The 18,265-nt window shown below is 59.7% G+C and carries 22 protein-coding genes; 10 read left to right on the top strand and 12 right to left on the bottom strand.

What is annotated here, in order from left to right; translation table 11 throughout:
- Positions 1–76 precede the first annotated feature (76 nt).
- The 4 genes from RCJ00_RS06720 (at position 77) to RCJ00_RS06705 (ending at position 3,115) form a co-directional block, all read left to right on the top strand.
- Positions 77–262 carry a (2Fe-2S)-binding protein gene (locus tag RCJ00_RS06720; RefSeq protein ID WP_316221001.1) on the top strand — a complete coding sequence of 62 codons (186 nt, stop codon included), beginning with the start codon at positions 77–79 and terminating at the stop codon, positions 260–262.
- Positions 263–405: 143 nt separating this feature from the next.
- Entirely contained in the window at positions 406–891 is a 486-nt protein-coding gene (gene bfr, locus RCJ00_RS06715) for a bacterioferritin (RefSeq protein WP_316221000.1), read from the top strand.
- Positions 892–1,004: 113 nt separating this feature from the next.
- Complete coding sequence (locus RCJ00_RS06710) at positions 1,005–1,937, top strand: class I SAM-dependent methyltransferase (RefSeq protein WP_316220999.1); 933 nt, start codon at positions 1,005–1,007, stop codon at positions 1,935–1,937.
- Positions 1,938–1,954: 17 nt separating this feature from the next.
- The gene (locus RCJ00_RS06705) at positions 1,955–3,115 is read left to right on the top strand and encodes an alpha/beta hydrolase (protein ID WP_316220998.1); all 1,161 of its coding nucleotides are present in this window, start codon (positions 1,955–1,957) and stop codon (positions 3,113–3,115) included.
- Positions 3,116–3,120: 5 nt separating this feature from the next.
- Here the strand turns inward: RCJ00_RS06705 and hisN are convergent, their stop codons facing one another.
- From hisN to RCJ00_RS06685, 4 genes are all read right to left on the bottom strand, one after another.
- Complete coding sequence (gene hisN, locus RCJ00_RS06700; protein WP_316221089.1) at positions 3,121–3,960, bottom strand: histidinol-phosphatase; 840 nt, start codon at positions 3,958–3,960, stop codon at positions 3,121–3,123.
- 201 nt (positions 3,961–4,161) lie between these two features.
- Positions 4,162–4,545: a helix-turn-helix domain-containing protein gene (locus RCJ00_RS06695; RefSeq protein WP_018080822.1), complete on the bottom strand. Its 384-nt coding sequence runs from the start codon at positions 4,543–4,545 to the stop codon at positions 4,162–4,164.
- A 300-nt stretch (positions 4,546–4,845) separates the two neighbouring features.
- Positions 4,846–5,370 carry a protease adaptor protein RcdA gene (rcdA, locus tag RCJ00_RS06690; RefSeq protein ID WP_316220997.1) on the bottom strand — a complete coding sequence of 175 codons (525 nt, stop codon included), beginning with the start codon at positions 5,368–5,370 and terminating at the stop codon, positions 4,846–4,848.
- Between the two features lie 148 nt (positions 5,371–5,518).
- The gene (locus RCJ00_RS06685; protein ID WP_316220996.1) at positions 5,519–5,734 is read right to left on the bottom strand and encodes a DUF1192 domain-containing protein; all 216 of its coding nucleotides are present in this window, start codon (positions 5,732–5,734) and stop codon (positions 5,519–5,521) included.
- A 102-nt stretch (positions 5,735–5,836) separates the two neighbouring features.
- Here RCJ00_RS06685 and RCJ00_RS06680 point away from each other — a divergent pair, with 102 nt between their 5' ends.
- Together RCJ00_RS06680 and RCJ00_RS06675 are read left to right on the top strand one after the other, a co-directional pair.
- Positions 5,837–6,823 (top strand): NAD(P)H-quinone oxidoreductase, encoded by a 987-nt coding sequence (locus tag RCJ00_RS06680; protein WP_316220995.1) that lies wholly within the window; start codon positions 5,837–5,839, stop codon positions 6,821–6,823.
- Positions 6,820–6,963, top strand: a complete 144-nt coding sequence (locus tag RCJ00_RS06675; protein WP_316220994.1) for a hypothetical protein — start codon at positions 6,820–6,822, stop codon at positions 6,961–6,963. The genes RCJ00_RS06680 and RCJ00_RS06675 overlap by 4 nt, the downstream gene beginning before the upstream one ends.
- Positions 6,964–6,971: 8 nt before the next feature.
- On the opposite strand, the gene RCJ00_RS06670 is transcribed toward RCJ00_RS06675, so the two are convergent.
- On the bottom strand, positions 6,972–7,574 hold the full coding sequence (locus RCJ00_RS06670; RefSeq protein WP_316220993.1) for a DUF6348 family protein: 603 nt from the start codon (positions 7,572–7,574) through the stop codon (positions 6,972–6,974).
- Positions 7,575–7,727: 153 nt separating this feature from the next.
- Here RCJ00_RS06670 and RCJ00_RS06665 point away from each other — a divergent pair, with 153 nt between their 5' ends.
- On the top strand, positions 7,728–8,441 hold the full coding sequence (locus RCJ00_RS06665; RefSeq protein ID WP_316220992.1) for a DUF1013 domain-containing protein: 714 nt from the start codon (positions 7,728–7,730) through the stop codon (positions 8,439–8,441).
- A 105-nt stretch (positions 8,442–8,546) separates the two neighbouring features.
- Positions 8,547–9,629, top strand: a complete 1,083-nt coding sequence (locus RCJ00_RS06660) for a glycosyltransferase family 4 protein (protein WP_316220991.1) — start codon at positions 8,547–8,549, stop codon at positions 9,627–9,629.
- A gap of 71 nt (positions 9,630–9,700) precedes the next feature.
- On the opposite strand, the gene RCJ00_RS06655 is transcribed toward RCJ00_RS06660, so the two are convergent.
- The 5 genes from RCJ00_RS06655 to rpmI form a co-directional block, all read right to left on the bottom strand.
- A complete protein-coding gene (locus tag RCJ00_RS06655; protein WP_316220990.1) occupies positions 9,701–9,916 on the bottom strand; it encodes a flagellar basal body rod C-terminal domain-containing protein in 216 nt (71 codons plus the stop codon).
- 158 nt (positions 9,917–10,074) lie between these two features.
- A complete protein-coding gene (pheT, locus tag RCJ00_RS06650; protein WP_316220989.1) occupies positions 10,075–12,459 on the bottom strand; it encodes a phenylalanine--tRNA ligase subunit beta in 2,385 nt (794 codons plus the stop codon).
- Between the two features lie 51 nt (positions 12,460–12,510).
- Positions 12,511–13,584, bottom strand: a complete 1,074-nt coding sequence (pheS, locus tag RCJ00_RS06645; RefSeq protein WP_316220988.1) for a phenylalanine--tRNA ligase subunit alpha — start codon at positions 13,582–13,584, stop codon at positions 12,511–12,513.
- A 190-nt stretch (positions 13,585–13,774) separates the two neighbouring features.
- Complete coding sequence (gene rplT / locus RCJ00_RS06640) at positions 13,775–14,131, bottom strand: 50S ribosomal protein L20 (protein WP_316220987.1); 357 nt, start codon at positions 14,129–14,131, stop codon at positions 13,775–13,777.
- A 15-nt stretch (positions 14,132–14,146) separates the two neighbouring features.
- Positions 14,147–14,344, bottom strand: a complete 198-nt coding sequence (gene rpmI, locus RCJ00_RS06635; protein WP_023456780.1) for a 50S ribosomal protein L35 — start codon at positions 14,342–14,344, stop codon at positions 14,147–14,149.
- A 224-nt stretch (positions 14,345–14,568) separates the two neighbouring features.
- On the opposite strand from rpmI, the gene RCJ00_RS06630 reads away from it, so the two are divergent.
- Positions 14,569–15,036, top strand: coding sequence for a GFA family protein (locus tag RCJ00_RS06630; protein WP_316220986.1), 468 nt, complete (start codon positions 14,569–14,571; stop codon positions 15,034–15,036).
- Here RCJ00_RS06630 and RCJ00_RS06625 read toward each other — a convergent pair whose 3' ends face one another.
- Both RCJ00_RS06625 and RCJ00_RS06620 read right to left on the bottom strand, forming a co-directional pair.
- Positions 15,037–15,696 carry a DUF3885 domain-containing protein gene (locus RCJ00_RS06625; RefSeq protein ID WP_316220985.1) on the bottom strand — a complete coding sequence of 220 codons (660 nt, stop codon included), beginning with the start codon at positions 15,694–15,696 and terminating at the stop codon, positions 15,037–15,039.
- Positions 15,697–17,067, bottom strand: coding sequence for an MFS transporter (locus tag RCJ00_RS06620; protein WP_316220984.1), 1,371 nt, complete (start codon positions 17,065–17,067; stop codon positions 15,697–15,699).
- Positions 17,068–17,305: 238 nt separating this feature from the next.
- Between RCJ00_RS06620 and RCJ00_RS06615 the strand changes: the two genes are divergently transcribed.
- Positions 17,306–18,199: a DMT family transporter gene (locus RCJ00_RS06615; RefSeq protein WP_316220983.1), complete on the top strand. Its 894-nt coding sequence runs from the start codon at positions 17,306–17,308 to the stop codon at positions 18,197–18,199.
- The last annotated feature ends 66 nt before the right edge of the window (positions 18,200–18,265 follow it).

Raw genomic sequence — 18,265 nt, 5'->3', positions numbered from 1 at the left:
TGCGAATGACTTGCAATCAAACGGCGCCTATGCTAATTGCGATGTATTCGCATTGTCATCCAGCCCTGAGTTGTCCGTGTACGTCTGTAATTGCAACGCCATCCGTGAACGTGATGCCCTGGCCGCGATCGATGCCGGCGCCGCTACGGTGAAGGCGGTTTTCACTCACTGCCAGACCCGACCGCAATGCGCCAAATGTGTGTGCGATATCCGCCAGATGATCGATGATGCTCAGGTTTCCCTGACCATGGCCGCGGAATAGTCAATTCGCGTCTCGCCTTTTGATGTTGCGAATTTTTCTTATTGTCATTTGCACAACAATTTGATTTTATTTGAAAAAGTGGCTTCACACGCGGCGGTGTCCGAACTATGCTTTGTGTCACGACACTCACGCAGGAGCACGCCATGAAGGGCCAACCCGAAGTTATCAAGTTGCTGAATACGGTGCTCACCAATGAGCTGACGGCGGTCAATCAGTATTTTCTGCATGCCCGCATGATCGAAAACTGGGGCATGTATCACCTCGGTCGCATCGTCTACAAAGAGTCGATCGAGGAGATGAAGCATGCCGATTTGCTCATCAAGCGCATCCTATTCCTCGATGGCCTGCCCAACCTGCAAGATCTGAACAAGCTGCGTATCGGCGAGACCATCACCGAATGCCTGGAATCGGACCTGCGCGTGGAAATGAGCGGCCGGGAAACCTTGGTGCCGGGCGTCAAGTTCTGTGAAGATCACATGGACTATGTCAGCCGTGAGCTGCTGCGTCGCATTCTGGAAGATACCGAACACCATATCGACTTCCTAGAAACCCAGCTCGGCCTGATCAAGCTGATGGGCGAAGCGAATTATATCCAAAGCGCCATGAAGGAAATCGAAGGCGAGGGCTGAGCCTTGCCGAAGCCATATAGATAAGAGGCGAAATCCTCTTTGACCTTTACCGGCGAACACCCTAACCTGCCTGGACCGTTGCACCATATGACCACGGCAGGGGTTCAGGCGTTTTGAGTATCGTAAATCGCAGAGAGTTTGCCCGACTGGGGCTTGGGGGCGCCGCGCTCCTTGGCCTTGGTGTCTCCGTGAGTGCCTGTGGCCGCAAGCCGGGTAACGATCCGGCTGTCGACCCCGACGCCGACGAATCGGAACAGATCAATCCCAAGCTGGCGCAGCAGGAAGGTACCCTGGAATGGGCCGTCAGCGGCAATTGGCGCAACAGCGTCGATAAGGCGCGTGACAAGTATCGCCATCCTATCGAAATGCTCACCTTTTTTGAGGTCAAGCCACGTGACACGGTCATAGATATGTGGCCGGGCGCTGGCTATATGACCGAAATCCTGGCCCCCTACCTGGCGCGCGGCAAGGGCCGCTATGTCGCTGCCATGTTCGAGGCGAGCGTTACCGATACAGCCTCCACCGCCTTGGGCGACAAGTACAAAGCCCACTTTGACGGTAACAAAAAGCTTTACGGGCAACTTGGGTACGCTGAATTTGGCGCCAACAGCACGGCCCTGCTTGAGGCAGACACGGCCGATTGTATTTTGATGCTGCTTGTCATCCAGGACTGGATCGCACAGGGGGTCGCCGAAAAAGCCTTTACCGATGCCTTCCAGGCGTTAAGGCCGGGCGGCATATTGGGCGTAGAACAACACCGCGCCGATATCGGCAATGTTCAGGATCCTGGGGCAACGAATGGCTACGTCCAGGAGCCATTCGTCAAACAATTGGCCGCCGAGGCCGGTTTCCAGTTTGTCAGCTCCAGCGAGATCAATGCCAATCCAAAGGATGACAAGGATCACCCTTTTGGAGTATGGACGTTACCGCCGCAACGGTTAACTGCGCCGCGCGGACAGCCGCCCAATCCTGAATTTGACGGAACGCTTTACGAATCGATCGGAGAGAGCGACCGTATGACATTGAAATTCCGGAAGCCGCAGTAAATGGGGACTAAAATTCTGTGAGCCGTATCGCCGCCCTCTCGACCAGCGCGCCTCTGATGTTTACGCCGGAATCGCGCGTGCCCGATGGCGGCACGGGTGAATGGTTCCGTGGCGCCGGGGGCTTGCGTCTGCGTCTCGGCTTTTGGCAGCCGCCGCGCACGCCGCGCGGCACCGTCTTCGTATCGCCGGGACGTTCAGAACCGATTGAAAAATACTATGAAGTCGTCACTGACCTTCTGGCGCGTGATTTTTGCGTCGTAGTTCATGACTGGCGTGGTCAGGGCCTGTCCGCACGCCTTTTGCCGGATCGTCTGAAATGCCACGCGCGGTCGGCCGACGAATTTCTTGATGACTATCAGCGCCTGCTCGACACTTTCGAAGAGCGCGCACCCAAGCCATGGATCATGATGGGACATTCCATGGGCGCCGCGCTCAATATCGCCACCCTGGTAAAGGGTGAGCAGCGCATCGCCGGGGCCTATCTCGTCAACCCGATGCTACGCGTGAAGACCGGGCGGCATTCGCTGTGGTCGGTGAATTTCCAGACCAACTGGCAGGTCAATCACGGGCGGGGCACGGACTATGTGCCGGAGCTGTTCGACGATCCGTTTGAGCATACGTTCGAAAACGATGCCCTGACCCATGATCGTGAGCGCTATTCTATCTGGCATGAGCAACTGTTTGCTTGTCCGCACCTGGCGGTGGGGTCTCCGACATGGGGGTGGCTGCAATTCGCCCTTCGGCTTGGTGAGACCCTGCTGAAAGACAAGAACAAGCTGCTCAAGAAGCTCAAGACCCCGATCAGCATCGTCTGTTCCGGGGACGATCATGTAATCAACAAGCAGCCGTCCAAGGCCTTCGCCAAACGGCTGGGCAAGGCGACCTATGTCGAAATTCCCAATGCGGAACATGAAGTCCTGATCGAACTGGATCAGTATCGCGATCTTGCCATGGCGGAATTCGATGAGCTGGCGGCGTTCGTCGCCTCCCGGTCATTGCCTCAAGGGAATACGGAGCCCTTCTCCGATATGGACACATCGGCGTCTTTAACGAGCTTCACGGCCGACCTCGCCGAGGTGGCGTCGGAGCTACCGGAGGATATTTCCCCCGAAGCGCTGATACCGGAAGAGGACCATCTGGCGGCACTGGACGAAAGCGGCAACCGCAGGGGGCATTGAGCCGCTTAATCCGCCGCGACGCCAAGATGTGTCAACGCCTCGTCAGCCAAGGCCTGTGACCCAGCCGCCAGCACCTGGCCGGCCTCGGGGCCGACCGGGCGGCCATGCCAGTTTACGACCACACCACCGGCGTTTTCAATCACGGGGATGATGGCTTCGATGTCCCAGGGCTTGAGCCCGGTTTCCAAGGCGATATCCATCGTTCCCGCCGCCACCATGGCGAAGGCATAGGCGTCACAGCCGTAACGGACCAGCTTGCTGGCCGTACGCAGGGCGGCATAGGCCTCGACCTCCGCCCCGCTGTAGAGGTGGGGGTCAGTGGTGGCGATGACGGCATCGTTTAAAGATCCGCAATCGCGCACCGACAGGGGCGTGCTGCCTGAGGGCGTGATCAGGCGTGAGCCGAGGGGCGATCCGAGATAGATTTCCTGCAAGACGGGCTGGGCGATGACGCCCAGGACGGGGCGGCCTTTGAAACGCAAGCCGATCAAGGTCGTCCACACCGGTAGACCGGAAATGAAGGCGCGGGTGCCGTCGACCGGGTCAAGGACCCAGACATAGTCGGCCTCCGGCCTTTCCGTGCCGTATTCCTCGCCGATGATGCCGTGGTCTGGGTAGTGTTGGTTGATCAGGGCGCGAATGGCGCGCTCGGCGCCTTTATCGGCTTCGGTGACGGGGTCGAAATGGACATCGGCGCGGCTGGCATTGCCCTTGTTGATCTCGCCCAGGCCTTTGAGGCGGAACAGGGGGAGGGCGGCTTGCGCTGCGGCGGCGGACAACTCCAGCGCGAAGGATTCCAGGGCAGGATAGTCGGGCGCGGCGTGGTCGGGGGTGTATTCTGACATGACAACCCGCATAGCCGTATCGGCCATGCGGGTCCAGAGGTTTGTCATTTCGAAGCCTAGTCAGCGGCTAGGCAGGGCAACTGCACGGCGCACCATTGTCGGCCTGGGGTTTGACTTCCAAGGTTCTTTAGGAACCTTGGCAAGGGCGACCGCCCGCCGCGCACGTTTGTGCGTCATCTCTTACGAAAAAAGGCCTTCGGCTTACGCCGCTTGCTCGTTTTCACCGTTAAGCGACTTGGCGAGGTCGAGGAGACGACGACGGGGACGTTCGGACAGACGGTAATAGGCCTGGATCAGGTCGAGGGTTTCCTTGCGCGAGAACACTTCGATGCCTTCGTTGTTGACGGCGGCAACTTCGGTCTTCTCGTCAGTCAGGCCGTCGTAGAAATAGTTGATCGGGGTTTCCAGCGCCTTGGCCAGTTGGAACAGACGGGCGGCCGAGATACGGTTGGCGCCGCATTCGTATTTTTGAATCTGCTGGAAGCGGATGCCGACAGCCAGGGCGAGTTGTTGTTGCGTCAAGCCGAGCAGACGACGGCGACGACGCAGACGCTTACCCAAGTGCAGATCGATATCGGTAGCCATGATTTCAAACCCCAAAAAAGTTCGTGTGTGGCGCTGTTCCAAAGTGAAACGGCTCGCCTTACAGGTTTCAAATGGCGTGCCACACGGTGTTATCTGGGGCGTCAGGTTCGCTCAACAGGTGAAAAAATAAGGCTCAGCGCAAGAAATCCACGACCGCCGTTGCGACCTGGCGGCGGTTCAAATTCAGGCCAAATTCGGGATTCGATGCAAAATGACCCAACGCCGCATTCGCGTGACAGGCGAGCGAGCGCAAAAAAAGCGTGCATCGGCTGCACGCTTTTTTCAAATAAACGGAAAGGCTTAGGCGTCGAGGCTGGGCTGACCGGCGAAAGCGCTTTGCAGCATAGCCATCTGGCTCATAACGGCATTGACCTTGGGGGCGTCGCCTTCGCCGTCGATGAACATGCGCTTGTCCATATGTGAGATGCGCTCATACAGGCGGTTGGAGCGGTCGAGCAGGCTAAGCAGACCGCCCGGCATGGCCAAGGCGCCATTGGCGGCATCGGCCTTGAGCGGCGCAATGCGATACTTGTCGTCGCAGGCATCGGACGGATCCATGTCGCCTTCGCGAACGGCGCGCTGAACCAGAAGCCAGGACGCGATCTGCATCAGGCGGGTCGTCAGGCGCATGCTTTCTCCGGCATAGACCAAGGCATCTTCGCGGGACAAGAGACGGGAGTCACGGCGACCGTCACCGTCGAGGTAGGCGGCGGTCTCTTCGACCAGGGCCATGCCTTCCTTGAAGGTGCGATCGAACAGATCGGAAGAAGCGAAATCACGCACAATGCCTACACGGGCATTCAGAACGGGTGCGGTATCGGACATATGTAAGCCTTATGCTGAGAACTATGGCGCAGGTCTCTTCTGACCCGCCTGTCTGCCCCGCCGGGCGTAGGTGTCATCATGAAGACCTTGGGGGCTGGCACTGCAACGCCTGTGCCATCGACCGGGAACGCATGACGATCAGTTATCGTTAATGATCCTTAAAAGAGAATAAAGCGTCGGCGGCGGACCGACGATTTATTTTACGATCCATGGCAGAGCGGGCGCGGGCGATTTCGCTTTCCAGGGTTTCAATGCGGGCTTCCAGGTCCTCGACGCTGAAAGGATCGAGGTCCTCGCGCACAAGCGCAGTCAAGGGTCCGGCATTCAATCGGGCCAGCGACTCGTTTTCATCCATTATCGCCATGTTCGGTGTCTCCCGTATGGACTTTTACGCCAATTTTGCGTCATCGTCCCACTTGAGATGAAACGCCTCTTGCGCGAAGAAATCAAGGAAAACGAATCAGTCATGAAAGCCATTTTGATCTCCGGCGATGGTCAGAACCCGTCGGATTTGTACGTCGGTGAGACGCCGCGGCCCGATCTGGCACCGGGACATGTGTTAATTCGAACCAGATTTGCCGGCGTGAACCGGCCGGACATCCTGCAAAGACGCGGCGTCTACCCGCCGCCGCCGGGTGCATCGCCCATTCTGGGACTGGAAGTTTCGGGCGTCATAGATGCCATTAACCTGCCCGAGCCCTTTGGTGACGACATCGGCTGGGCCGTGGGAGACGAGGTGTGCGCCCTGGTCAACGGCGGCGGTTATGCCGAATTCGTCGCCGTCGATATCCGTCATCTTTTGCCCATTCCGAAGGGCCTGTCCCTGGCGCAGGCGGCGTCCCTGCCAGAAACCGTGCTTACCGTCTACGCCAACCTGATGGAACATGGCGGTCTTCAGGCTGGCGAAACGGTTCTGGTCCACGGTGGCAATTCGGGTATCGGCGCCATGACCATCTTGTTGGGCAAGGCGTTCGGTGCGCGGGTGATCGCAACGGCGCGCGGTGCGGCCAAGTGCGCCTTCGCCCGCGATCTGGGGGCTGATCTTGTGATCGACAGCGATGCGGAAGATTTCGTGGCTGCGGTCAAGTCAGCCGGCGGCGCCGACGTCGTGCTCGACATCGTGGCGGGAGATTTCTTCGGCAAGAACCTCGCCTGTCTCAACATGCGTGGACGCATCGTCCAGGTCGGATTTGGCAAGGAATCGACGGTGGAACTCGACCTGCGCCGCATCATTGCCAAATTCGCCATATTGACTGGGTCCATGTTGCGACCGCGCTCGCCGGATGAAAAGGCGCGCCTGACCGCCAAGGTGCATGAACGGGTCTGGCCGCTGATCGAGGATGGCAAAATTCGAACCGTGGTAGACAAGACTTTCGATTTTGCGGACGCGCCGGCCGCCCATGCCTATATGGATTCCGGCGCGCATACGGGTAAGGTGGTATTGAAGCTATGAAGAGACTGTGGATCTGGGTTCTGGTGATTGCCGTGATTGTTATTGGGGCGATTGTTGGCGGCGGGGCCTATGTGTTCGATCCGAAGAAGGCCTGCCGTGACAGTGGCGGACAGTGGGTCAAGATGCACTGCGAATACTGACCCGCGCTTTATGCCCGGGTCAGGACAAGGGTGTTGCGGACCGTGTAGTCCCGCCCGTCATGGACCCAGTCCAGCGCGCTTACCGCCCCTTCCAGGGCTGGTTGGCGCGTGCCATCCAGGCGAATGTCGACGGCCGGGCCGTCAGCGTCCACCGCTACGCCGGTCGACAGCCAATGCAGGTCACCGGATAGGGGCGCATCATGCAAAAACGCCTGAACTGTTTCGAATAGGCTATAGGGCAAGGGCGGCCGTTCCCCGCTTGCGACGTGACGCAAGTAGCGTCCTATAAACAGACGCCACGGACCATCGATCCGGCGGATAACCTGGGTCAATACGCTGTCCGGATCGTGGCCTTGCCAGAAGACGCTGCGCAGGACGGGAAAACTACCATCTCGAAACAGGTCCAAACCCGCATCTAGCGGATAGAGTTCGGTGATCACTTTATGTGTATCAAGGGCGATTTCAACCGTCAGAAGGCGCCCTGACACATGGGCGCGAACGGCAGGAAACGCGTCGTCGAGCAACAGCCAGTCGCGCCGGGTTTCTGGCACAAGGCGATGGGCGGTGAAAAGCGCTGTCAGTGCAGGGTGCAGAGCGTGAAAATCAGTCATAGGCCTGACATAGGCACGCGGGCGGTGGTGATCCAGAGGCGGCCGTGAAACGGGCTTCCCTTTCGCGAAAAATCGCTCTATACACTCACCCACACCCCCTGCGCCCGGCCGAAAAGGCCGGGCGTAGCCATTTCTGGATAAAGGAAAATTCCCATGGCCGACATCCTGATGCCCAAGGCCACCGCTGTTTGGCTCGTTGACAACACGTCCTTGTCGTTCGATCAGATCGCTGAATTCTGTGGCCTCCACCCGCTTGAAGTCAAAGGCATTGCCGATGGCGAAGTGGCGCGCGATATCCGCGGCGCCGATCCCATCGCCAACGGCCAGTTGACGCGCGAAGAACTGACCAAGGCGGAAGAAAAAGACACTTATCGCATGAAGGCGCTGGTCTCGCGCCATGCCGAACTGTTGAAGCCGTCCAAGAAGGCGCCGCGCTACACGCCGGTGTCCCGCCGCCAGGACCGCCCCGACGCTATCCTGTGGTTCGTCAAGAATCACCCGGAAGTCACGGATGCCCAGATTTCGAAGTTGCTGGGCACCACCAAATCGACCATCGAGCAGGTGCGTTCGCGCACGCACTGGAATTCGTCCAACATCAAGCCGGTCGATCCGGTGACCTTGGGCCTGATCGGCCAGATCGAACTGGACGCCGCCGTCCGCAAGGCGGCTGAGGTTAAGCGCAAGCACGCCGAAAAGCACGGTATCCCGCTCGACGATCCGTCGCTGAAGCCCGCTCAGACGATCCAGCCCGCGTTCGAGGAAGAAGACGACAGCCCCTATTCCAAGAAGACGGATTTGTCCGTCGAGGACGTTTTTGGCGCCGGCGGCGGCAAGCGTTCGGAACCGGAAGAAGACGAGGACTATTGAGTCCAGTCCCGCAAGGGTGGCCGGTCGATACAGATCGGTCACAATTGCGGTGTAGCGGACATGTGCTGCGATACCAGGTAGCGTGTGAAAGGGTGAGCAGGTTTTATGAAAATCGCCATCGTGCTGCCGCCGGGGTTCCTGTTCGATATCCACGCCCCGAATTCGATCGAAACGGTCGTGCGCACCTTGCATGCCGGGGGTGATTTTGGGCACGAGGTAAAGGTTTTTTGTGACGCAGGCGCACGCGACCATGGCGATATGAGCGTGGTCACCGTCCGACCGGGGGCCGGGCGGAACCGAGCGATCATCGCCGCGATCCGCGCCTTTGGCCCGGACTATATCGAATTCCAGCAGAACATGGTGCGCCTCTATCCCATAGCCGCCGCCTTTCCTGATATCCCCAACAGCATATACCGTCACAACTACATCAAGCCGCGGCGATCCCTGACCGGGCGTTTGCGCCGTTGGTGGTATGGCCGTCCGTTCGGCGCCTATATCTTCGTCAGCGGCGCCGCACGCACCGATTTTCTGGCGCAGAGCCCGCAATGGGCCGACCTGAGCTTCGCCGTTCCCAATCCCATCGACGCTGCCCTCTGGTACGCCGATCCTCAGAGCCGCGATCCCGTCGTCGTGTTCTGCGGACGGGCGGCACCGGAAAAGGGGTTCGAGCCCTTCTGCCACGCCTTGGCCGCTGTTTTGACAGCGCGTCCGGACTGGCGGGGGCAATTGCTGATGAACAAGAGCGTCACGCATCCAGCTTTCGTTGCCGCGCAGTTGCGCCTTCTGGAGCCGTTTGGCTCGCGCGTGCGCCTGATGACCGATTTGCCGCTGAGCGAGGTTCGTCATGAAATGAAGCGGGCCGGGATAGCGGTTATACCGTCTCTATGGGAGGAAGCCTTCGGCCTGACGGCGCTGGAAGCGCACGCGGCGGGTGCCGCAGTGGTCTCATCGGGCCGGGGTGGCCTGAAGGAAGTCAGCGGTTCGCATGCGGTCTACGTCGGCGAGGTCACATGGGAGACCCTGGCGGCAGCGATTATCGCTCTTATTGATGATGCGCCACGCCGTATCGCCATGGCGTCGGAAGGGCAGGCCTATGTCGCCAAAACCCATACCGCGTCGCAGCGTGCGAACGAATTAAATGCGGCGCGCCTCTATATCCAGGCTAAGGGGCGCCCCCGTTCCAGATAAAAAAATACCCACCGTGGGGCGGCGGGCATTTAGTTTAAGGGGAAACACGAGAAACACTCAGAAATGGATATCTACGCCTTGATATCAAGCAGGCGTCCCATCATCTCATCGGCGGTCTTGACGACGGAAATGCTGGCCTCGAACGCTGTCCGGGACTCGATCTGTCCGACCACGTCGCTGACGATATCGCCGCCGCTTGAGGCATCGCGGACCGTGTTGGCGGCGGCGGCTTCGAAGCGCTGGTTGGCGGCATAAACGCCGGAATAGGCTGAACTGATCGCGGGCATGTGGATAACCATGCGCGTGAAAGTTTAAGGTCGTTTTTAAAGACGCAGTTAATGGTTGTTAAGCCAGATGGCCTGATAGGAGCGCGTATATATGCCGAAACTGGGCGGGTGGCGTGATCTTATCGCCGCCACCCGCCCATTACAGTTAGTTGCCCTAATCAGCTACGCAGCGCAGCACCGGTCTTTTGTGCGGCGGTGATAATCCGAGCTGAAACGGCTTCGATTTCCGGCTCTGTAAGCGTCTTATCCACCGGCGTGAGAGTAACCACCACGGCGAGAGACTTCTGACCGTCAGGCACGCCGACCCCCGTATAGACGTCGAAGACCTGGACGTCGCTGATCAGTGTCTTTTCAGCGCCCTTGATCGCACGGACCAGATCCCCAGACGCAGCCGTGTCGGGCACAAGGAAGGCAAAGTCGCGCGTCAGCGGCATGAATGGTGACAGGGTCAGCGCGCCTTTCGACTTGCCGCCCTTCGACTTCGGCGAGGGCAGGTTGTCGATACGGATTTCGAAGCCGAGATAGGCGCCATCGAGGTCCATCGCCTTCAGTACGGCGGGATGCAGTTCGCCGAATTCGGCAACGATCTGCTTAGGCCCCAGTTGCAGGCGCGCCGAGCGGCCGGGGTGCCAGTAACCGCTGTTCTGGCCCTGGACCAGTTGCAGCGACGCCACCGGCGCGCCCATGTCTTCGAGCAGGCGCATCAGATCGCCTTTCAGCGCAAACAGTCCGGTCTCGCCCACATTTTGCCAGTGGCGCGCCTTGTCGGGCGCCCTGATGGCGGTAATGGTCGTCTTCTGGTCATTCGGTTCCAGGCCCAGATAGATCGGCCCGATTTCGAACAATTGCACCCCGGCGAAGCCACGCGACGCATTGCGGCCAGCCGCTTCGAGCAGGTTCGGCAGGGCGGATGGGCGCATGCAGTTCAGTTCCGAAGCGATCGGATTGGCTAGCAACAGCGTGTCGTCTCCGCCGCCGAACAGCTTGGCCCATTCCTGGCGCATGAAGGACCAGGTGACCGCTTCTGAATAGCCATAGGCCGCCAGGGCCCGACGGGCGACGCGGGCCTTTGCCTGCGGGGCGGTCAGAACACCGCCGGGACGAGGATTGACGACGGGAAGCGGCGTGGCCGGCAGGTTTTTGAACCCATGGATACGGGCGACCTCCTCAACCAGATCCGCCTTGCCTTCGACATCGCGGCGCCACGACGGCACGGACACGTCATAAACGTCACCGTCACTGGCAATGCCGAAGCCGAGCGCGCCGAGGATACGCCTTATCTCATCGTTGTCGACGGACAGGCCGGTCAGCTTGCCGACATAGGTGGGGTCGAAGCGGACATTGGGCCGTCGTGCCGGTAATTCACCGGCCGTCACGATTTCGGAGGCTTCCCCGCCGCACAGCTCAAGGATCAGTTGCGTGGCCAGCTCGAGGCCCGGCACGGTGAATTCCGGATCGACGCCGCGCGCGAAACGATATTGCGCGTCGGATGTAATCGTGGTCGTGCGGCCGGTCTGGGCGGTGCGGATCGGGTCGAACCAAGCGGATTCGAGGAAGACATCGGTCGTTTCGTCGAATACGCCAGTGCTTTCGCCCCCCATGATGCCGCCCAGGCCAATGACGCCGGATGAATCCATGATCGCGCACATTTCCGGAGTCACAGAATATTTTTTCCCGTCCAGGGCTAAAAATTCCGAATTTTCGGAAGGGGTTCCCGCAACAAGCGAATTGCCGGAGAGCTTGGCGGCATCATAGACGTGCAGCGGCCGTGCCCGGTCATAAGACAGGTAGTTGGTGATATCGACCAGGGTGCTGATTGGCTTCAGGCCGATACTGGTCAGGCGGGTTTGCAGCCATTCTGGTGACGGCCCGTTCTTCACACCGCGGATCAGGCGGCCGGAAAAGAAGCGGCAGGCGTCGCCGTCGACACTAACCGAAATGGGCGATGGGAAGGCGCCGGTCACGGGTGTGACGGCCTTGTCGTCGAAGACGCCAAGACCTGTGGCGGCCAAATCGCGGGCGATGCCATTGACGCCCAGCCAGTCGGGACGGTTGGGCGTGACTTCGAAGTCGATCACCGGCTCGGCGCCGAAAACCTGGGCGGCCGGCGTGCCGACAGCGAGGTCGTCGGACAGGTCCAGAATGCCGTCGGACTCCTCGGACAGCTGAAGCTCGGCGGCGGAACACATCATGCCGTTGGAAACGACGCCACGCACCGGCTTTTCGACCAGGGTCACGTCTAGGCCGGGGACATAGGCGCCGATCGGGGCATAGATGGTGGTCATGCCGGCGCGGGCATTGGGGGCGCCGCAGACGATTTCCTTCGGGCCGTCAACCGTGTCGACCTGGAGGACCTGCAACTTGTCCGCATTGGGGTGCTTGGCGGCGGAAACGACCTTGGCGACCGAAAACGGCTTGAGAGCCTTGGTGGCGTCGATGACGTCTTCGACTTCGAGGCCAGCCATGGTCATGGCGGCGGCCACGTCTTCGATGGAGGCGTCGGTCTTGAGGTGGTCTTTCAACCAGGAGAGCGAGAATTTCATGGCTATATCTTTATTTCGGAGCCGGGGCGGCGTACCGCCCGGCAATAAGCGTTAGGAGAGACCGGAGGCGCTGTTCGGGGCGGTGAAGCCACTAAAACCATAGTGGCCAAGCCAGCGGGTATCGGCGGCGAACATGTCGCGCAGGTCCGGCACGCCGTATTTCAGCATGGCCAGGCGATCGACGCCCATCCCCCAGGCAAAGCCCTGATATTCGTCCGGATCGATGCCGCACGCTTTCAGCACATTCGGATGAACCATGCCGCAGCCCAGGATTTCCAACCACGAGTCGCCGGTGCCGACCTTCAGTTCGCCCTTTTCCCACGAGCAGCGCACGTCCATTTCGGCGGACGGCTCGGTGAAGGGGAAGTGATGGGGGCGGAACTGGGTCGTGACATCGTTGGTTTCGAAGAAACGAGAAATGAACGTCTCCAGCACCCATTTCAAATGCCCCATATGCGCCGTCTGGTCGATGACCAGGCCTTCGATCTGGTGGAACATGGGCGTGTGGGTCTGATCGGAGTCGCAGCGGAAGACGCGGCCCGGCACGATCAGGCGGAACGGCGGCTTGCCCGACACCATGGACCGAATCTGGACCGGTGAGGTGTGGGTGCGCAGCAGCTTGCGCACGCCGTTTTCATCCGGATTGAAGAAGAAGGTGTCGTGCATTTCGCGCGCCGGATGCTTCTCGGGGAAGTTCAGGGCGGTGAAATTGTGGAAGTCGTCTTCGATGTCCGGTCCTTCGGCGACCTCGAAGCCCATCTCGGCGAAGATGGCGATCATCTCATCCATGACCTGCAAGGTCGGGTGGACGCCGCCCTTCGGGCGCGGCGCTGACGGCAGGGACAGGTCGATGCGTTCGTTTTGCAGTCGCTGGGCCAGATGCTCGGCCTCAAGCGTTTCCTTGCGGGCATCGAGCTGTGTCTGGATGGCGTCACGCACGGCATTGATGGCGGCGCCAGTCGTCTTACGCTCTTCCGGCGGCAGGGCGCCCAATGTCTTGAGCAGGCCGGAAATGCGGCCGGTCTTGCCCAGCGCCGAAACGCGCACGGCATCCAGCGCGCCCAGGTCGGCGGCGGCGGCGATTTCGCCTTCGATTTCACTTTGCAGGTCGGTGTAGGCGGTCATTTTCGTATCTTTTAGAGAAGAAGTGCCAAAAGGCGATGGGCTGGTTTAGAGCGCTTCCCGACAAAATGTAAGCATTTTCGACAAGAGGCGTGTTGAGCTGGGCGCGGTAAAGCCGGCAGATTGCGAAAGCACAAAAAACCCCGCGACCGGTAAAGGTGCGGGGTTCTTATGTTCAGGTCTGATCAGAAAATCAGGCCAGAGCCGAGCGCACCTTGTCCGCAATGGCCTTAAAGCCATTCAGGTCATGCATGGCGACGTCGGACAGAACCTTACGGTCCATGTCGATGCCGGCCACGTTCAGACCGTGGATAAATTGCGAATAGGTGAAGCCTTCCAGGCGGGCAGCGGCATTGATGCGCTGGATCCACAGGGCGCGGAAGTTACGCTTGTTGACCTTGCGGTCACGGTAAGCGTATTGGCCGGCCTTATCGACGGCGGCCTTGGCGGTGCGGATGGTGTTCTTGCGGCGGCCGTAGAAGCCCTTGGCAAGTTTCAGAACTTTTTTGTGACGGGCGTGGGAAACTACGCCTCTTTTAACGCGAGCCATATGTGTCTGCTCCTCTTAGGCGTAAGGCATGTAGGATTTGATCTTCACGATGTCCGGGGCGGACATCACTTCGGTACCCCGGTTTTGACGGATGTACTTCGAATTGTGCGAGATCAAACGGTGGCGCTTACCGGCGACGCCGGCCTTTACCTTGCCTGAAGCAGTGATACGGAAACGCTTTTTAGCGCCCGACTTGGTCTTCAACTTGGGCATTTCATGTACGGCTGTATTAAAGCCGCCCTCTATAGGAATTAAGACCCGCCAAGGCATGCCTTTTGGCCCGTCGGGTCGGAAGTGTGTCAAGCGGCGTGGCGGACCACGCGCAAGAACGGCGGGTGTTACAGGAAAAGGACGGCGAAGGCAAGCGGAGTCTCAAGGTAGCCCGCATCGCCACAAAATGCCCTATAGTGGGGGCGACTCTATAACATGGAGGGCCAATGTCGTTGCAACTTCCTCAGTTTCCCGTTTCCGGCGGATGCCAGTGCGGCCATGTGCGTTACAGGCTCAAGGCCGCACCGGTCGTCTTTTATCTGTGCCACTGCACCCATTGCCAGAAGCAGTCGTCTTCGGCCTTTGGCGAGTCGGTCAAGGTGCGCGCTGTCGATGTCGAGGTATCGGGTGAACCGGCAGTGTTCGAAATCACCGCCGACAGCGGCAAGACCAAGACTTGTGAGTTTTGCCGCCGATGCGGCACTCGCCTGTTCCATGGTCGTACCGCCGAGGCCGAGACGTTCAACATCAAGGGCGGGACGCTGGACGATGCGACATGGCTGCGCCCGGCGGGGCACATCTGGACCCGATCCAAGCAGGCCTTCTATCTCATAGGCCCTGACGAGATCGATTATCCGGCCGATCCCGACTACGCAGTCCTGGGGCGCAAATGGCGCGACATGATTGGGGGCTGACTATTTGGTCTGAGCGGCGATCACGCGCTGAATCGCTTCGGCGCAGGGCTTTGTCACCTGGAACCGGGCCGTCGCCATCTGGGCCTGATTGAAATTGATAAAGCCCATACCGCCGGTGGGCAGCCAGCCATAGAAGGTGGAAATCCGCGCGATCAGATCGTTCGGCGTCGGCTGGGAAATGTCGGCGCCGGCGTCATAGGGCCTGAAGATGGCGCCGGTGTCGCGGTTCATCCACATAATGTCCCAAAAATCGGTCTGGTAAATATGCAGCAACAGACGGTTGAAGCCGTTGGTCGTCCACGTTACCTCGCCGGCGCACACGATATAGCTCAACTGGTCCGAGGTTGAATGGAATTCCCAGCCGGGGATGAGGTCATAGCGCCGCTTAAGACGTTCCATGCGGGCGCGGTGGCGTTTGTCCTGGTTTGGCGATTGCAGCGCGACCAGATGACAGGGTGCACCTTCGCCCAAAGCCGCGGTGGCGACCGTATTGAAGCGATCGAGCAGGGCGCGCAGTTCGGCATGATCGTGTGCGGCCTTGCGGTTGTCCGGCAGCAGATGGAAGCGTGTCAGGTTCCAGCCGTCGGCCTGGCGCAGCAAATGCCCGACCGGGTGCGTGTTGGGGTGGAAGCGATGCCAGTCGGCTTGAAAACGATCCATCTATGCTTGCCCCTGTTCTGCCAGAAGCTTCGCCTGCTGTTTACGCAACTTGCCGACCTGTAGGGCCAGCAATGCCGCCGGCAAGGTCATGCCCGCACCCATCCACAGCGCCGCGTCGGGGCCCAGCACCGAAAAGAAGAAGCCGGCGAACATTGGTCCACTGATGCGGGCAACCGCACCGGCCGACATGTTCAGCCCCAGCATGGCGCCTTGCTTGTCCGGTGGCGTCGACAGGGAAATGATGGCGCAGATCGATGAAAAAATAACCGCCTGACCCAGCGCGCCCAGCATGACGATCGGGACGATCAGCCAGTTGATGCTGTTCACCCCTTGCAACACAAAGCTCAGTCCGAAAACGAACAGCCCGGTCGCCAGAACCTTGGTTTCGCCGTAGCGGCGCACGAGGGGGCGCATGAAAACCATCTGCATCAGGGCGGCGGCGATGCCGAGCGGCAGGAAGATGGCGCCGATTTCCTTAGGCCCCCAGTGAAAGCGCGCCTCGGCCCACAGGCCGAAGGTGGATTCTAAGCCGGCAAAGGCCGCCATATAGCACAGGGTCGCCAGGATGACGCGCAGGATGACCGGGTTGCGCACGGCTTCCTGAGCCGTCTTTAGAACATTGGGCTGGGCGGCTTCGGCCTTGGTGCGGCGTTGGCGGCTTTCGCGTATAAACAGCATGACGCCGAAGCTGGCGATAGCCGACAGGATGGCAGCCCCTATAAGCGGCAGCCGAAACTGGCTGCCTCCGGCGGCAGTTTCGTGGCTCAGCATACCTCCGATGAACGGACCGATGATGAAGCCGAGCGAAAAGGCGCCGCCGATCAGACTCATGCGGCCGGACCGTTTTTCCGGTGGCGACACATCGGAAACATAGCCCTGGATCGTCGATATATTGCCGGAACTCAGGCCGCTGAAAAACCGTATGAGAATGGCCACCCAAATATTGGGCGAAAAGGCGAGCAGGAGATAGAACAGCACGCTCAGGGCAGTGGTGACGATCAGGATGGGCTTGCGCCCGATGCGGTCACTCAGGCGGCCGAAATAAGGTTCGGCGAAGAACTGGCCCAAGGAGTAGGTGGTGAACATCAGCGTCACCTGCCAGGCCTGCGCTTTCAGGCTCTGGGCGAAGAAGGGCATCAAGGGGACGACAATGCCGAAACCGACCAGATTGACGAAGACCACGGCGAACATGGCCGCCAGCGGGCCGTTTTCCTTCAGGGCGCTGCGGATATTTCGCAGCAAGCGCGACCGGAAAAAGGTGCGGTCGTCACGATCATCGTCCTCTTCGTTTTCAGGGGCGGGGATCACAGATGCCGGCTCGGACACGGCAAGATCGTCCGTGGACGCAACACTGGTATCGGGTTTTGACATTCGTGCGGTTATAAATGATTTGCACGCCATTGCGACAGTTTCTTTATCGCAAGTGCGTGATGTTCGGCGAATATGGTGTGCTCGGCTGTAGCTTGGGTTCGCGCCAAGATCGCCATTTCGGAAAGAATCCGCCAATCGGCGTAACGATCCTGACAAACCGGCTGTGACCGCAAGAAGCGGAGCGACCCTGCACCTATCTGTGGTTATAGACCCGCCATGTGCTGAAAAGGAGATCCTCATGCCCGCCGCCAGTCTTGTCAAACTGATCATATTAGGCGCTATCTGGGGCGGATCCTTCCTGTTCATGCATATTGCGGCGCCCGTCCTGGGACCTGTGCTTCTGATTCAGTCGCGGGTTCTGTTGGGGGCGGTCTTCCTTCTGGGCCTGGCATTCCTGTGGAAAAAGCCGCTCGATATCATGGCGCACTGGAAGCATTTCGCGATCCTCGGTTTTTTCAACACCGCCCTGCCATTCCTGTTGTTTGCCTGGGCCTCGCGAATCCTGCCGGCGTCGCTGTTATCGGTTCTGAACGCCACGGTGCCCATCTGGGGCGCCATTTTCGGAGCGATATGGCTGCGGACCGCGCTATCGATGAAGACGGTCGCCGGGCTGGCGCTCGGTGTGGCCGGCGTTGCCATACTGGTCGGCTTTGATGGTGCTCGTCTGACGCCCGGTATGATGCTGGGCGTTGCCGCCGGGCTGACCGCGGCCGCCTGCTACGCCATAGCTGCGCTCTATTCGAAGGTAGCCAAGAGTGTCGATGCCTTTTCAAATGCGCACGGCAGCATGTGGGCCGCAACGGTTCTCATCGCTCCGGCCACACCTTTCTTCCCCGCCGCCGCCATGCCCGATCCGTGGGTGATGTTGTGCGTACTGGCCTTGGGCATTGCTTGCAGCGGGATCGCCTACGTCCTCTATTTCAAATTGATTGACGAGGTTGGCGCTGCATCGGCTACGACCGTGACCTTTCTGGTGCCGGTGTTCGGCATGGTGTGGGGCGCCTTGGTGCTGCACGAACACATCGGCCTGATGGGCTTGGGCGGCGCGGCCCTGATCATTGTCGGCGTGGCGCTGATTACCGGCTTTTCGCCGGCGGCACTGGTCCGGCGCAAGGCCGTTACGGCAGAATGATCACAAAGGTCTTCAGAAAAAGCCGCCGTTTTCAAAACATCTCAAATCAATAGTCGCCAGGTACCG

This window comes from Asticcacaulis aquihabitans, assembly GCF_032490435.1.
Classification (GTDB): Bacteria; Pseudomonadota; Alphaproteobacteria; order Caulobacterales; family Caulobacteraceae; genus Asticcacaulis.
The sequence above is the reverse complement of the archived record's forward strand: the minus strand, read 5'-3'. Positions and strand labels throughout refer to the sequence as shown.

Excerpts from the sequence above, each read along its gene's own strand:
- bfr (WP_316221000.1), top strand. The coding sequence starts at position 406 with ATGAAGGGCCAACCCGAAGTTATCAAGTTGCTGAATACGGTGCTCACC.
- hisN (WP_316221089.1), bottom strand. The coding sequence starts at position 3,960 with ATGTCAGAATACACCCCCGACCACGCCGCGCCCGACTATCCTGCCCTG.
- RCJ00_RS06695 (WP_018080822.1), bottom strand. The coding sequence starts at position 4,545 with ATGGCTACCGATATCGATCTGCACTTGGGTAAGCGTCTGCGTCGTCGC.
- rcdA (WP_316220997.1), bottom strand. The coding sequence starts at position 5,370 with ATGTCCGATACCGCACCCGTTCTGAATGCCCGTGTAGGCATTGTGCGT.
- RCJ00_RS06685 (WP_316220996.1), bottom strand. The coding sequence starts at position 5,734 with ATGGCGATAATGGATGAAAACGAGTCGCTGGCCCGATTGAATGCCGGA.
- RCJ00_RS06680 (WP_316220995.1), top strand. The coding sequence starts at position 5,837 with ATGAAAGCCATTTTGATCTCCGGCGATGGTCAGAACCCGTCGGATTTG.
- RCJ00_RS06675 (WP_316220994.1), top strand. The coding sequence starts at position 6,820 with ATGAAGAGACTGTGGATCTGGGTTCTGGTGATTGCCGTGATTGTTATT.
- RCJ00_RS06670 (WP_316220993.1), bottom strand. The coding sequence starts at position 7,574 with ATGACTGATTTTCACGCTCTGCACCCTGCACTGACAGCGCTTTTCACC.
- RCJ00_RS06665 (WP_316220992.1), top strand. The coding sequence starts at position 7,728 with ATGGCCGACATCCTGATGCCCAAGGCCACCGCTGTTTGGCTCGTTGAC.
- RCJ00_RS06660 (WP_316220991.1), top strand. The coding sequence starts at position 8,547 with ATGAAAATCGCCATCGTGCTGCCGCCGGGGTTCCTGTTCGATATCCAC.
- RCJ00_RS06655 (WP_316220990.1), bottom strand. The coding sequence starts at position 9,916 with ATGCCCGCGATCAGTTCAGCCTATTCCGGCGTTTATGCCGCCAACCAG.
- pheT (WP_316220989.1), bottom strand. The coding sequence starts at position 12,459 with ATGAAATTCTCGCTCTCCTGGTTGAAAGACCACCTCAAGACCGACGCC.
- pheS (WP_316220988.1), bottom strand. The coding sequence starts at position 13,584 with ATGACCGCCTACACCGACCTGCAAAGTGAAATCGAAGGCGAAATCGCC.
- rplT (WP_316220987.1), bottom strand. The coding sequence starts at position 14,131 with ATGGCTCGCGTTAAAAGAGGCGTAGTTTCCCACGCCCGTCACAAAAAA.
- rpmI (WP_023456780.1), bottom strand. The coding sequence starts at position 14,344 with ATGCCCAAGTTGAAGACCAAGTCGGGCGCTAAAAAGCGTTTCCGTATC.
- RCJ00_RS06630 (WP_316220986.1), top strand. The coding sequence starts at position 14,569 with ATGTCGTTGCAACTTCCTCAGTTTCCCGTTTCCGGCGGATGCCAGTGC.
- RCJ00_RS06625 (WP_316220985.1), bottom strand. The coding sequence starts at position 15,696 with ATGGATCGTTTTCAAGCCGACTGGCATCGCTTCCACCCCAACACGCAC.
- RCJ00_RS06620 (WP_316220984.1), bottom strand. The coding sequence starts at position 17,067 with ATGTCAAAACCCGATACCAGTGTTGCGTCCACGGACGATCTTGCCGTG.
- RCJ00_RS06615 (WP_316220983.1), top strand. The coding sequence starts at position 17,306 with ATGCCCGCCGCCAGTCTTGTCAAACTGATCATATTAGGCGCTATCTGG.